Raw genomic sequence first — 12561 nt, 5'->3', positions numbered from 1 at the left:
TCTGCCAACGGACCAGTCGCTCACAACAGCACCCATAGCGATCATCCCCGCTGATACGCACGTGGTTGACACCAGGTATGGGTAATGCATAGTCCCAGCGGGGGGTCAGGAGGGTACCGGGATTGCGGTGCCCGGCAACCCTTGCGGAGGACGCCCCTCCCCCCTCCCCACTCCCTACTCCCTCCTCCCCACTCTCCACTCCCCACTCCCCACTCCCTCCTCCCCACTCTCCACTCCCTCCTCCCCACTCCCCTGATGAACGGGAGCTGGAGGGAGGTGAGGGGCTTCTCTCCTATTTGCCTGCTCTCCCCGAATACGGGTATACTGGCAAGAGGATAACTGCCAGTATAGGATGAGACTATGCAACCACATCTCTTTACACCGTTGACGATTGGCGCAGTGACGCTGCGTAACCGGATTGGGATGTCGCCGATGTGTCAGTACAGTGCGCACGATGGCTTTCCCAGTGATTGGCACGTAATGCATTTGGGCGCCCGGGCTGCCGGCGGTGTCGGACTGGTGATCTTAGAGGCAACCGCCGTCTCGCCAGAAGGCCGCATTTCGCCCTTCGATCTCGGTATCTGGAGCGACGATCATATCGAGGCGCTGGCCAGGCTGGTTCGTCTGATCGAGAGTTTAGGGGCAGTGCCCGGTATTCAACTGGCGCACGCCGGGCGAAAGGCGAGTATGGGGAGGCCCTGGGAGGGCAGTAAGCTAGTGCCGCTGGAAGCCGGTGGCTGGTCGGTGGTGGGACCGACGGCTGAGCCGTTTGCGCCCGGTTATCCGCAACCGACGCCGCTCGATGCGCAGGGGATTGCGAAGGTGGTGGCCGATTTTGCCGCTGCCACTAGGCGGGCATTGGCTGCCGGTTTTCGCTGGGTTGAGATTCACGCTGCACATGGCTATTTGTTGCACAATTTTCTTTCGCCGCTCGGCAATGACCGTACCGATGCGTATGGCGGTGATTTGCGCGGTCGGGCGCACCTGCTGCTCGAAGTGACCGATGCTGTGCGTGCCGCCTGGCCAGCCCAGTTGCCGCTCGCGGTGCGGCTGTCGTGTAGCGATTGGACGCCGGAAGGGTTGACGATTGCCGATACGGTGGAGGTGGCCCGGATGCTGCGCGAACGCGGGGTTGACCTGATTGACTGTAGCTCCGGTGGGATTGCCCCCGGTATCAGCATCCCGGTCGGTGAAGGTTATCAGGTGCCGTTTGCCGCACAGATACGCCGCGAAGCGCAGATCGCGACTGCCGCAGTGGGGATGATTACCCGCCCGGAACACGCCGATGCGATTGTGCGGAACGGTGATGCCGATCTGGTGCTGTTGGGACGTGAGCTGCTGCGCGATCCGCACTGGCCGCTCCGCGCTGCCCGTGCGCTGGGCCACGATCTCGCCCCACCACCGCAATACCTGCGCGCCTGGTAAGCTGTCCAAGGATGCTCATCCATGCCGACGCCCGGTTCGATTGTTCGTTGTCGCGAACGCGATTGGGTGCTCTTGCCCGGTAGCGATGATGACCGCATCCTGCTGCGGCCACTGACCGGGCGGAGCGATGAGGTGGTGGCGATCTCGCGGGTGTTGAGCGAGGTGCTGGCCTACGATCTGCCGACCGAACGGGTGAGTGAGGCGCAGTTTCCGCTGCCGACCGCCGCTGAGGTGCAGGATGCGCAGGCGACCAGGCTGCTCTGGTAGGCGGCGCGTATGGCGTTGCATAATGGGGCCACTCCCCTGCGCACGCTGGGGCGGATTTCGATGCCGCGGTGGTTGCGCTTCATCCGGCCAGATCACCCGCAATCAGTGACACATTTCGTTCTTCAGCGTGCTAGGCGATGATGTGTAGCGAAATGAGATTACGTATCATTTGAGCAATCTCTCGCTTTCGATCTCGCACTGGGCTGTCCCAACTGCCGAATTCCCGCCCATCCATCTTGTCGCGATTGACCAACCGTCAGGCACCATCGATCCAAACAGCCGTCCACGCTGGTCACCTCATACGTTCATGCCGCAATACCCCAATCAGAGTGATGCGCTGCGGTGCCGGTTGGAAGTATACTATCGTACCACGCTCGAACAGGGTGAGCAAGTGGGTGAGCATTTGCGCGCAGGCGTCGAACAGGCGCTGACGCCCCTCGCCAACGGCTTTCTGTCCGGCAGCTACCGCCCCAGCGATCCGCTTCTGTTCTACGGCGCTGACAAAAATCCGCCGGCGGTCGAGCTGGCCCGCGTCGTGCTGTGGATCGAGTCGCACGATGTTGCTCAATCGCTCACCTTCCTTGACCACCGCATCAAATGTGATGCCTCGCTGGTGGGGGTAAGCGATCTGAACGTGATAGGCGTCGGTATTCCCGACACCGCCTTTCAGTCGCTCTCAACCGACAACAACCAGATCACTGCCGGTATCTGCAAACGCAACCGCCACGAACAGGCTGGGCAGATCGAGATGGCACTGTTCGATCAGCAGCTCGATCCCGATCTCGGTACCCTGGACCGGTTGATGATGGAGGTTGATGCCATCCCCAGCGGGGTTCCTCGCTAACACGCTTCCGCTGAGGGGGGGTCCTCGCCAGCACGTTTCCGCCGCGGGGGGTTCCTCGCCAGCACGCTTCCGCCGAGGGGGGGGTCCTCGCCAGCACGCTTCCGCCGAGGGGGGGTCCTCGCTAACACGCTTCCGCCGAGGGGGGAGGTTGGGAGGGGGGACGCGATCAAGGTGACCGGAAATCACCTGGAGCACGTCCATCTCCCCTCCTCACTTTCTCGGAGGGAGCGGAGCGAGAGCTGGAGGGTAAGTGAGAGCGCGGAAATAGGAAGGCGGAAACAGGAGGGAGGTAACTAGACCGACAACCTTCCCCTACGCACCATTCACCGCAACAGCGTGCGCCAGACGCAAGGCCGCTTCGGGATTCGGCGCCGTAGCAATCTCTGCCAGCCCAACATTCAGATGCACCAGCGTCTGCGCCACCGACGGACCGATCCCACTGACAATCGTGCGTGCACCGAGCAGCCGAATTGCCGTTGCGGTGTCGATTAGCGCCTTCGCAACGGCAGTATCAATAAACGAAATACCGGTCACATCAATAATCACTGTATGGGCCCGATGGCTGACGACCATATCCAGCAACTGCCTACGTAACGCTTCGGTACGCCGACTATCGAGATAACCGACCAGCGGCGCCAGCAGCACCTTATTGTCAATCGTCAACACCGGCAACTCCAGCACATTGATCAACTCAAGCAACCGTTGCTGCTCAAGTGCCCGCTGCTCGATCTCCCGCCGCGCCACCTCCGTAGCCTGGCGAGCCGCATCGGCTTCATCGGCCCGCTGTTCGATGAGCCGCAATGCCTGCATCTGGGCTGCCATGGTCCAGTCGAGAAAGGCCCAAATTGCAACAAACAGCGCGACAATGCTGCTGGTTTCCAGAAACATGAGCAGATGTGGCGCAATGCGGGTGTCGGTGGTTGAATGGTTCAGAACAACTAACGGAATTGCTACCACCACGCACAAAACTGTCGCGTTAAGTGAGAAGCTGCGCTGCCTTTGCAGCCCGGCTAGCAAAATGACCACTGCCAGAAAGGGGATAGTTGCAAGCCGTAATTCGGGTAGCCAGATCGCAACCGCCACTTCACAGGCAATGATCATGAGAGCGAAGATAACAATTGCCTGCCAGAGTGGTTGCTGGCGGGCTAACACCAGCAACGTGATCGCACAGCCAATCCCGGTAATCAGCGTAATATTCAGAATGACAACTGTAAACACACTCTGGCTAAAGAGAGAGGCCAGCAGAGTGATCACGAACGCAGCGATCGAGATGATCAACGTACCGAGTGCAATAGACCGGGTAATCTGCCGGTGCGTGTGTTCGAGAAATGTTTGCGAAGTACCCATTGTCGGACTCCAGTCAAGATAAATAAATGTTTAGCCATGCGCTCGTGACGATGACGAAATTGTAAGGTGTACAATTTATTCCCTACTTGTGATAAGCAATATCACATTATATAGCTTTTTGGAGCCATTCCGACACAGGTTTTCGCGACATCTTTTTCGCCTTCGCCAGCAGTCGACGTTCCAATCAGGCCTGCCACAGAATATTGCCGAGATGAGAGATGGCCTCTCAACGTAATATCACATCTGATTCCATAACAGTCATTACACGCTCTCTCCCGTCACCCTCACGCTTTATCCCTTGAGTATTTCATCGAGGTATGTACGCGCCGGTATGCTCTGGGAGCGCGAGCATCCGCTCGCTCATTACCTGGTACCGCCCACCATCCCTGCTGCTCGCGGTGTTGTGTACCCCTGCACCGGCTGCACCGGCGCACGACAGCGAGCGCCATCCGGGATTGGTAGTTCCCGCCTCCAGCGGGCAAGGATGGGGGTGGTATACACACCCCTGCTGACAGTAGTATCGGTGTACCACGCTTACCCCTATCACCCTGACGCTGTGCCTAATCGTCGATGCGGTGAACCGGTCAGATGCCTGCGCCAGCAACAACGCACTGACGGCTTGTCAATGACATACACGGCAGTGTTCCTGCATGACTCTGAGAACCTGAGTAATGGTTGGTCAAGATTTGATATAACGATACCTTCTCGTTGTAGCGATGGCTTGTCGAGCTGTAGCCTAGTCCACCGGCTTACCACGGCACCGGCGTTGGTGCTTGCGACAGATAGAGCGAACTATGCTGTTTTAGGAATAGCATATATCAAATGAAAATAGTACTACCGGCAAAGCTACTTGAAAAAATATCCATCAGGAAATATAATTTACGATGTACTGTCGTCTTTGCATGCCACTCGCACAGGAGCAAACAATGCACGTTCTGACAGGCATTCCTGCTGCTACTCCTTCCCGTTGGTTCAACGCCCTTCGCTCCGAAATCACCCTTTACTGGAAATTCAATCGGTACGACATTTCGGCAACCGTGATGCCGGGTATGCTCTTTGTACTGGCAGCTTGGCATAGCCAAAACCCTGATTGGGCCGCCTTGCCTAGCCTGATTGTCTGGGGCACCATCTACTTTTGGCTCTACTGTACCACCTTCTGTATTTCCAACCAGTTGGCCGGTGAAATAGAGGATCGGCTTAACAAACCAGACCGTCCACTACCGAGCGGTCTGGTCTCGCGGCGTGGGGCTTTTGTGCGCTGGATTGTTGCTATGGTGCTGTTTGCCGCAGTCGGTTGGTGGTTGGGAGTACTGGAATGGACACTGCTCTGGCAGGTGACGTTGACCCTGCACAACTTCGCTCAATTGGCCCGCCACTATTGGTTTAAGAACCTCTCGATGGTATTTGGGGCGATTGCGCAACTGGCCGCAGCCTGGCAGATGGTACGGCCATTGACCCCAGAAGCGTGGAGCTGGCTTCTGGTACCTGCCATTACTCTGCTGTCGCATGCATCATTGCAAGACTTGCGCGATATGGAAGGTGATCGGATGAACCATCGTCGTACACTGCCAATCGTGTTCGGCGAATGGTCGAGTCGGGTGTTTATCGCCATTGCCTTTGCTTTGCTGGCCGTACTCACCCACGCTGCACTGTTCGTACCCAATGGCTTAAACGTCGGAACGTTGTTGCTCGACGGCCTGCTGGCCGGGCTGTGTCTAGTGATTGCCGGTCGGGTATTGTTACTGCGTAATCCCGCTGCCGATCACGTCTCGTACATGCTCTACACCTACTGGTATTGTCTGGTACTGGCAGCGGCCATTGTCGCATTGTAAAGAGGTCGCGCGCCATTGCGCTCCCTCAACAGATGGGGTCAATCCGGGGCTGGGCCGGTGCTTAGAACCGGCTCCACAGATACTGATTGGTCACTTCGTGGTGGAATTGCACCTCGGCCCGCTTAATCAACGTACCGAGCTTGCGCGGGCAACGATCGGCGACCGTCGTCTTCAGATCGGCGAACCGGCTGTGTACCTCTTCACCGAGAATGCTGGCCAGGAAGGTGCTCTGGCGGAAGTTGGTGATAGCGTCGTAGATGTTATCGGGAAGCGTCGCTGTGCCGTTGCGCACATCGGTCGTCGGCAGCGGCCCTTCGAGACCAGTGCGCAGCAGCGCATAAATCGCCATATAGGGATTGGCATCGGGTGCAATCGAGCGCACTTCAATCCGGGCCGAGCGGGCATTACCAATCGGAATACGGATCATCGAACCGCGGTCGGTGGGTGACGCCTTAATCTGGTTTGGCGCCTCGTAGTGTGGATCGAGCCGGCGATAGGCATTGACACTCGAATTCAGGATCAAACAGAGTTCCTGACCACTGTTCAGAATACGGTCAATAAAGCTCCAGGCCAGCTCGGAAAGCCGCTCCGGACCATTCGCATCGTAAAAGAGATTCTCGCCGTGGCGCGACAACGAGATATTGGTGTGCATCCCATTACCGTTCACCCCGGTAATCGGCTTCGGCAGGAAGCATGCTGTCATATCCAGTTTGCTTGCCACCTGGCGACAGATCAACTTATAGAGCAGAATCTGGTCAGCGGCGATAGTAGCCTCAGTATAGCTATAATTCATCTCAAACTGTGACGGCGCCACTTCGGGGTGATCCTTCTCATTCTCAAACCCCATCGCTCGCTGCGCTTCGGCAGCCATATCAATGAACTGACGCAGCGGATCGCCCGGCAACGAGTGGTAATAACCACCGGTACTGACCATCGTAAACTCACCGGTCTCGCGGAAGCGCTGCTCGGCATTGCGCCCTTTAAACAGGAAGCCCTCAATCTCAGCAGCCACATTGCAGGTCAGCCCATCGCGCTGATACAGCTCATGCAAATACCGGTGCAACCGCCCCCGCATATCAGCCTCGTAGGGGCTACCGTCCTGATTCAACACAAACCCAAAGACCAGCACCTTACCAGGGCCAAAAATATCTGCCGGCAACCAGTAAAAAGCCGACCAGTCAATCGCCAGGCGCAAATCCGACTCGGCCTGCACCGAAAAGCCGCGCACCGACGAACCGTCAAAGGTCAGATTATCGGCGGATGAGAGCAGAAACTTCTTGTCGTAATCGAGCATATGCAGCCGGCCTTCGAGGTCGGTAAAACAGACGGTCACCGCCTTAATCCGCCGCTCGTCGCTCAAATAGCGCATCCGCTCTTCGCGCATCACATCAGGCGAAACGCGGGCCAGACGCTGCCGCTTGACGCTCAGATTCAGCTCTTCCAGTTGCTCGTAGGGGATTTCGAGAAAGTCGCGTAGCTCGGTCATGGGAGTTTTTCCTTTTCTCTAGGCAACGGTGACGTTGTTAGAGTACATTATACTCTGAACCATGATGGTGGCTTGCAATTTTGGGCAGAGGTGTGATGCAAGCGGAGTGGGCCGTTGAGTGTTGCTGCGGACAATTGCTTAGAATACAGCGATCCAGTTCGTTCTGCGCTCCTAGGCGTCACATACATCTGGCATCATCGATGTTGTCACCATCCTAGGAGCATATACCTTCGACACGACTGTTTACGACGAGACAAAACAGCTCGCTAACCACAGGTTTGCCCGTGCTGTAGCTTGTAGTGTTCTGCCTACCCCTGCATACCGCTAGAAGTAGGTTTTTAGCCTACCCAGAACATCCTAACGTTGTCCGCCATAGCGGCTTGTTGCTAGGGTAGACCATAGTATTTCATTTCTTGAATGCCGAGGCTTCGGGAACGTCATGAGAAGAGTGCCGAATCTCGGTCACTTGCCAGCCACGTATCGTCAAGATGACAGTTATCTCAAACCGTTCTTTTCCATGATGGCAGGCAAGCTGGAGAGGAATAGTTAGCCGAGTTCCAGGTAACGGCCAATCGGAGAGGCGGTATGGCCCAAGAATAATCATCGGTGGTTGATGAACTTGTTGCCAGGCATTGATCAATAGAGGAAGTGCCGCTGCTTGACGAGTCTGGTGGGTGACCGTCCGGAGCGCCGATTGGTCATTACGTTCGATACTACGGAGCAGCTCATGGATTGGTGCCGTCGGTTGGCGAAATGGTCTGCTGAGATGTGCGATACTATCTGTCCAACGCTCTGATGTTATCGGTGTGCAGCAATTAAGGATCGCGATACTCACGAATCCGATAAGGAATAAGCGTAGCATAACCTTTCCTTTTGCTGGATGAAACGAAACCGGCGACGATCCTAAGGATCGCCGCCGGATGCTGATCCTTCCTCTAGTTAAGTGTACGTAAGTAAGCCATTAAATCTGCCATTTGCTGGTCGGTGAGCTCCTGCGGTGGCATGTATCCAATCTTGCCGCTACCACCGGTGAGGACCCATTCGGCGACGTTGGCTTCGCTGCGCTCTTTCCCGTTAGGCAACAAACCGTTATAGTTTACCCCCTTCGGCAAGGCCGGGCCATTCGCACTGAACAGGCCGGCTAGTCCTGGACCGACGAGCATATCTTTCGTCGCGGCATGGCAAGCTTGGCACTGACCAAAGATTTCTTGTCCGCGTTGCGCGTTGCCTTTGGCCGAGATTGATGTGTCAAGAAGCGCTGCCGGCAGTTCGTTGCTTGCGGTGGGTGGATGAAGAGGATGAAGCAGCTTGATTGTTGCCGCCATAACCGGAAATCAGTGCAAGCAGAAACAGAACAAACATCCATGTACTTAAGCGTTTCATTGCTTCCGCTCCTTCGTTTACTTCTAAAATTGCTTAGCGGCTGTGTGCATCAGAGCACAAGACATACCGACGGGGTTTTGGACGTTCAGGCGCCCTGGAGTCGTAGAGGTAATAAACGAGGAGGGGGTGTGGGTGGGGAGCACGAAATACCAAGTGTGAAAGTTTGATGTCGCAGATGGAGGAACAGGATGAATACGATAACAACAATACCGATTATAGGTATTGGTGACAACGAATCGTAGACAGCACGGGGCTGTACTGTTGTACGAGGAGATGCAGATTGTTTGTGATCAATGGGAGCGAGCGATGGTGCATCGCAGAGGAAGAAGTTAACAGAGTCATGGTTATGGTTATGCACCCAGTCTTGGATGAGACAGTGCAAAATGCAGCTCAAAGGGCTAAGTAGTCCTAGCTCAATCACGACCAGAATCACGAGGAGGCGCATTCCCATAATTGTCGGTAACAGCAATCTCTAATTGTGCTATTTTTCACAACCATATAATGCTATACGGTGGATTGTTTGTCAAGCACTTTAAGTAGATCTCTTTTAACTATAACTTCGATAGTTTTGCGCATAGCACGAGGTGTAGGTGTGCAGAGTGGGTAAAGGTAGGAATGCAGACTCTTGGCGTTATGATGATGTGAGGTTGAGAGGAGTGATAATTTGGTCAAGACAAAGGCTCGGTGCGAATATACGTCCCTGGAGCTAAGTGGTTTCCTTGCCAAGTGAATCAAGCATAATTGTCTTGATAGCGTCAGGAGGGGAAGGATGTCCAAACGGATCCTCGTCCGAACGGTCACGGATGCAGAAGCGGCTGCCATCCGGCACCTGGCGGCATCTCGGAACGAGCCAGCCAGGCTGGTGCAGCGGGCGACGGTCATCGCAGCGATGCTAGAAGAGCCGGAGTTGCCCGTAGGTGAGGCAGGGGTGAGGGCCAGCTACAAGAGCGCGGGGATGGGTCCGATGGGAGGCGAGCATTTCAACGCGGCGGGCCTGAAGGGGATCGATGACCGCCCACGCTGTGGGCGGAGGTCGACCACCCGCCGGAGGTGCGGAGGGCGTTGGATCAGCCTGGCGTTACCGACGCCACGGTCGGTGGGCGATCCCTTTGCAGGGTGGATGCTAGAACGACTCCAGAAGGCCTTTGAGCAACGGCACAGCCTCCAGTTGTCGGACGCAACCAACTGGACCTGGATGGATGAGGAAGGGGTCACGGGGAAGCGCCAGCAGCATTGGTTCCACGAGGCAGAGCGGCGCGATCCGGAGGTTGGGGAAAAAAGGGGGCCATCATTCAGGCCTATGGGACCGCACCTCCGGGTGTGCGCGTGATGGGGGGGGATGCGATGGGGCCGCTTAGTGTCCGACCTCCCCTGGGGAGGAGGGGAACGGAGGGCCGAACCGGGCGATCAGCGAACCGGACGATGGTCGGCGGGGCCAGGTGTGGGGGCACGCAGCCTCCGCGCCAGCAGCCGGGCAGGCGATAGGCGTTCTGATTCCCAGCCGCGACAGCGCTGCCCACATCGAATTGCTGGAGAAGGACATCCGCGAATTCCCTGCCGAGCGATGGGTAGTGATAGCGGACAACCTGAGTATTCAGACGCACCGTCAGCCTCAACGCGCGTTGGCCACGTGACCAGAGATGCAGGTTCAGTGTATCCCACAGTACGCCTGTTGGCTGACCTTGATTGAGCTGTGGTGGCAGCAGTTACGCGCGTTGGCGCTCAAAGGCAAGCGTTTCGAGGCCCTGGATGAACTGGCCGCCGCCCTGCAGGCGGCACTCGATTACGGGACCTCATCGGTATCCTTCGCGCTGGAAGAAACGGCCACAAGCGCAGGTGGTCAGGCTGGGTGGCTGCACGTTGTCCAAGAAAACCAGAAAACTTAGCGAGAGAACCATTAAGAAGCAAGCGGCGAGGAGTGAGAAGATATGTTCTCACTCCTCGCTCTACCTTTCTCACTACTCCAACGTGCGCAAATATGCCATCAGATCGACAATTTGTTCATCGGTAAGCGGCATTGGCGGCATATACCCAATACTGCCTGATCCTCCCTTCCGAATCCACTCGGCAACGTTTGCCTCGCTGCGCTCTTTCCCATTGGGTAGCAATCCCTTGTAGTCAACCCCATCCGGTAATTTTGGTCCTTCAACACTAAACAATCCGGCCAATCCTGGCCCAAGCATCGTATTGGTGGTCGTTGAATGACAACCTGCGCATGAAGAAGCAAAAATTGTCTTGCCTCGGTTGGCATCACCTTTGGCCGAGAGGGAATTGTCGGCGAGAGCCGGAGGGAGAGGCACTTCTGTTTGCCCCAATGAAGCAGCCGCATTATCTGAAGAACCGCTTGGATGAGTCGATGAAGTCTGATCAGATGATGTTGTCTGTTGGGATGAAGCTATTGGTTCAGATACCAGAGTCGGATTAGGTGAGGATGTCTGGTTGGCGCTCCCACATGCAGCGAGGAGGGCGAACAGTGTTAGAGCATAAACCCCATAAAGTAAGCGTTTCATTGGTGTTACCTCCAGTAACTAGATAGTCTGACTCTTCCCGTATCGAGGGTTTCAACGCTATTTCTGGATCTCACCAGGGTATTTGGATATATTTCAGGTATGACCAGTATAGAGGAATGATCTTGAAAAGGTGAAGATCTAAAAGCATCAATTTCGTGGACTAAACAGGTCTTCAGGGAGGATACACATAGCTCTTATGAAAGGAAAAAGCGCACAACTGTGCGCCTTCAGTACATTTCCCCCACCGATCACCAGATTGTGAAGCGAGTACACAACAATGTGATGGCGAGAACTGCTTCAGTAACCAACACCTGTATTAAGAAGACTGAGCAGCAAGGGTTGCTCGTGGCAATGTTGTCGGATCAGGGGTCACCGTTGGCTCAGGCGCAGGACCAGTATCTGTCCAGCCTTGACTTTCGAGAGTCATCGGTACGTCGGCAATCACCATGTCGTGGGTACAAACAATCTGGCACGAAAGCCGGTACTGTCCAAGTAGTCCTCGTTCACTCAGTTTAGCGTATTCAGCCGCCGTCATCTCTTCAGGCTCACCTTCGACAAACGCCACCCGGCACGTTGTGCAGCGGGCATAACCGCCACAACGGTGACCAATCGCGATCCCGGCCTGCTCAATCGCCAGCACCAGCCGGGTACCGGCTGCTACATCAACCGAACGATCACCAATCGTGATCCTGGGCATACATCCTCCCTCAACAATGTGTCAATTGCGATAGTATTATACTTTCAAACTACCATGAGACGAACACGGTGTCAACACCGGCGACGTTCGCCGCTGATCTGGTCGTGCTGCCACGCTGCTGTCGTAGGAACAGTCGTCCTGGCCTCGATACTAGCGAAGATCAACTTTCTCCATTAACAGGCGTACATAATTGCGCAGTTCAGCCGCAGTACTACCGGTAGCGTCATCCACGACCTGAGAATCGGCGAGGGTGTCAAGCAGTGTTTGCGCACTGCGTAGAGTACGGCGTGCAGCTTCAGGTTGCTGAAGCTGTGTATACACATGAGCCATACCAATGTACCCGATAATCAAGCGTGGATCGAGATACACACTCTGACGGTATGCAGCTAATGCGGCTTCGAGGTGACCAAGATACTCGGCGATTTGACCCTGTAAATGGTATGCGGGCGCAAATAGCGGATGAGCTTTGATTAGGGCTTCAATCTGCGTCTGCGCCTGTTGCCAGTTCCCTCGATCAGCAGTCGTGCGTGCCACGTACAGTAAGTCTTCAGCACGGGCAGGCGCAGGAGTCGATACACCTGGCAGTACACTCGGTGAGGCAGGAGTAGACGATGCACGGAGAGGTAGAGGGAGTGATACCGGAGAAGCAGGCAGAGTTGGCCGAGACGCTGACACTATGGGCCCAGATTGATCCGGCGTTGATGGGTTAGTAAACAACGGTGCGTGTAATGGTTTGCGGTAAAGAATGGTTCCCGGTGCGGTATGGGTTT

The 12561-nt window shown here is 55.8% G+C and carries 12 protein-coding genes; 5 read left to right on the top strand and 7 right to left on the bottom strand.

What is annotated here, in order from left to right:
• Window positions 1-360: 360 nt before the first annotated feature.
• The 3 genes from VAE55_RS05075 to VAE55_RS05065 all read left to right on the top strand — a co-directional run bounded on the left by VAE55_RS05075 (window position 361) and on the right by VAE55_RS05065 (window position 2536).
• Window positions 361-1425, top strand: a complete 1065-nt coding sequence (locus tag VAE55_RS05075; protein ID WP_322814720.1) for an NADH:flavin oxidoreductase/NADH oxidase — start codon at window positions 361-363, stop codon at window positions 1423-1425.
• 21 nt (window positions 1426-1446) lie between these two features.
• A complete protein-coding gene (locus tag VAE55_RS05070; RefSeq protein WP_322814719.1) occupies window positions 1447-1692 on the top strand; it encodes a hypothetical protein in 246 nt (81 codons plus the stop codon).
• Between the two features lie 169 nt (window positions 1693-1861).
• Entirely contained in the window at window positions 1862-2536 is a 675-nt protein-coding gene (locus tag VAE55_RS05065) for a hypothetical protein (protein WP_322814718.1), read from the top strand.
• 312 nt (window positions 2537-2848) lie between these two features.
• On the opposite strand, the gene VAE55_RS05060 is transcribed toward VAE55_RS05065, so the two are convergent.
• Complete coding sequence (locus tag VAE55_RS05060; protein ID WP_322814717.1) at window positions 2849-3883, bottom strand: STAS domain-containing protein; 1035 nt, start codon at window positions 3881-3883, stop codon at window positions 2849-2851.
• 926 nt (window positions 3884-4809) lie between these two features.
• On the opposite strand from VAE55_RS05060, the gene VAE55_RS05055 reads away from it, so the two are divergent.
• Window positions 4810-5715: a UbiA family prenyltransferase gene (locus VAE55_RS05055; RefSeq protein WP_322814716.1), complete on the top strand. Its 906-nt coding sequence runs from the start codon at window positions 4810-4812 to the stop codon at window positions 5713-5715.
• Between the two features lie 61 nt (window positions 5716-5776).
• Here VAE55_RS05055 and VAE55_RS05050 read toward each other — a convergent pair whose 3' ends face one another.
• From VAE55_RS05050 to VAE55_RS05040, 3 genes are all read right to left on the bottom strand, one after another.
• Entirely contained in the window at window positions 5777-7201 is a 1425-nt protein-coding gene (locus VAE55_RS05050) for a glutamine synthetase family protein (RefSeq protein WP_322814715.1), read from the bottom strand.
• A gap of 406 nt (window positions 7202-7607) precedes the next feature.
• Window positions 7608-8063, bottom strand: a complete 456-nt coding sequence (locus tag VAE55_RS05045) for a hypothetical protein (RefSeq protein ID WP_322814714.1) — start codon at window positions 8061-8063, stop codon at window positions 7608-7610.
• Window positions 8064-8136: 73 nt separating this feature from the next.
• Complete coding sequence (locus VAE55_RS05040) at window positions 8137-8526, bottom strand: cytochrome c (RefSeq protein ID WP_322814713.1); 390 nt, start codon at window positions 8524-8526, stop codon at window positions 8137-8139.
• 1698 nt (window positions 8527-10224) lie between these two features.
• On the opposite strand from VAE55_RS05040, the gene VAE55_RS05035 reads away from it, so the two are divergent.
• On the top strand, window positions 10225-10470 hold the full coding sequence (locus tag VAE55_RS05035; RefSeq protein ID WP_322814712.1) for a hypothetical protein: 246 nt from the start codon (window positions 10225-10227) through the stop codon (window positions 10468-10470).
• Between the two features lie 72 nt (window positions 10471-10542).
• Here VAE55_RS05035 and VAE55_RS05030 read toward each other — a convergent pair whose 3' ends face one another.
• The 3 genes from VAE55_RS05030 to VAE55_RS05020 form a co-directional block, all read right to left on the bottom strand.
• Window positions 10543-11094 carry a cytochrome c gene (locus VAE55_RS05030; protein ID WP_322814711.1) on the bottom strand — a complete coding sequence of 184 codons (552 nt, stop codon included), beginning with the start codon at window positions 11092-11094 and terminating at the stop codon, window positions 10543-10545.
• Between the two features lie 316 nt (window positions 11095-11410).
• On the bottom strand, window positions 11411-11791 hold the full coding sequence (locus VAE55_RS05025) for a 2Fe-2S iron-sulfur cluster-binding protein (RefSeq protein WP_322814710.1): 381 nt from the start codon (window positions 11789-11791) through the stop codon (window positions 11411-11413).
• A gap of 150 nt (window positions 11792-11941) precedes the next feature.
• On the bottom strand, window positions 11942-12325 hold the full coding sequence (locus VAE55_RS05020; protein ID WP_322814709.1) for a hypothetical protein: 384 nt from the start codon (window positions 12323-12325) through the stop codon (window positions 11942-11944).
• Between the last annotated feature and the right edge of the window lie 236 nt (window positions 12326-12561).

It is taken from the genome of Chloroflexus sp. (genome assembly GCF_034432675.1).
In the GTDB taxonomy this organism is placed as follows: Bacteria; Chloroflexota; Chloroflexia; order Chloroflexales; family Chloroflexaceae; genus Chloroflexus.
This window is presented reverse-complemented; position numbering and strand designations above follow the sequence as displayed.

Bases quoted from the DNA above. Each gene is read 5' to 3' on its own strand.
- VAE55_RS05075 (WP_322814720.1), top strand. From the start codon at position 361: ATGCAACCACATCTCTTTACACCGTTGACGATTGGCGCAGTGACGCTG.
- VAE55_RS05070 (WP_322814719.1), top strand. From the start codon at position 1,447: ATGCCGACGCCCGGTTCGATTGTTCGTTGTCGCGAACGCGATTGGGTG.
- VAE55_RS05060 (WP_322814717.1), bottom strand. From the start codon at position 3,883: ATGGGTACTTCGCAAACATTTCTCGAACACACGCACCGGCAGATTACC.
- VAE55_RS05055 (WP_322814716.1), top strand. From the start codon at position 4,810: ATGCACGTTCTGACAGGCATTCCTGCTGCTACTCCTTCCCGTTGGTTC.
- VAE55_RS05050 (WP_322814715.1), bottom strand. From the start codon at position 7,201: ATGACCGAGCTACGCGACTTTCTCGAAATCCCCTACGAGCAACTGGAA.
- VAE55_RS05045 (WP_322814714.1), bottom strand. From the start codon at position 8,063: ATGCTACGCTTATTCCTTATCGGATTCGTGAGTATCGCGATCCTTAAT.
- VAE55_RS05040 (WP_322814713.1), bottom strand. From the start codon at position 8,526: ATGGCGGCAACAATCAAGCTGCTTCATCCTCTTCATCCACCCACCGCA.
- VAE55_RS05035 (WP_322814712.1), top strand. From the start codon at position 10,225: ATGCAGGTTCAGTGTATCCCACAGTACGCCTGTTGGCTGACCTTGATT.
- VAE55_RS05030 (WP_322814711.1), bottom strand. From the start codon at position 11,094: ATGAAACGCTTACTTTATGGGGTTTATGCTCTAACACTGTTCGCCCTC.
- VAE55_RS05025 (WP_322814710.1), bottom strand. From the start codon at position 11,791: ATGCCCAGGATCACGATTGGTGATCGTTCGGTTGATGTAGCAGCCGGT.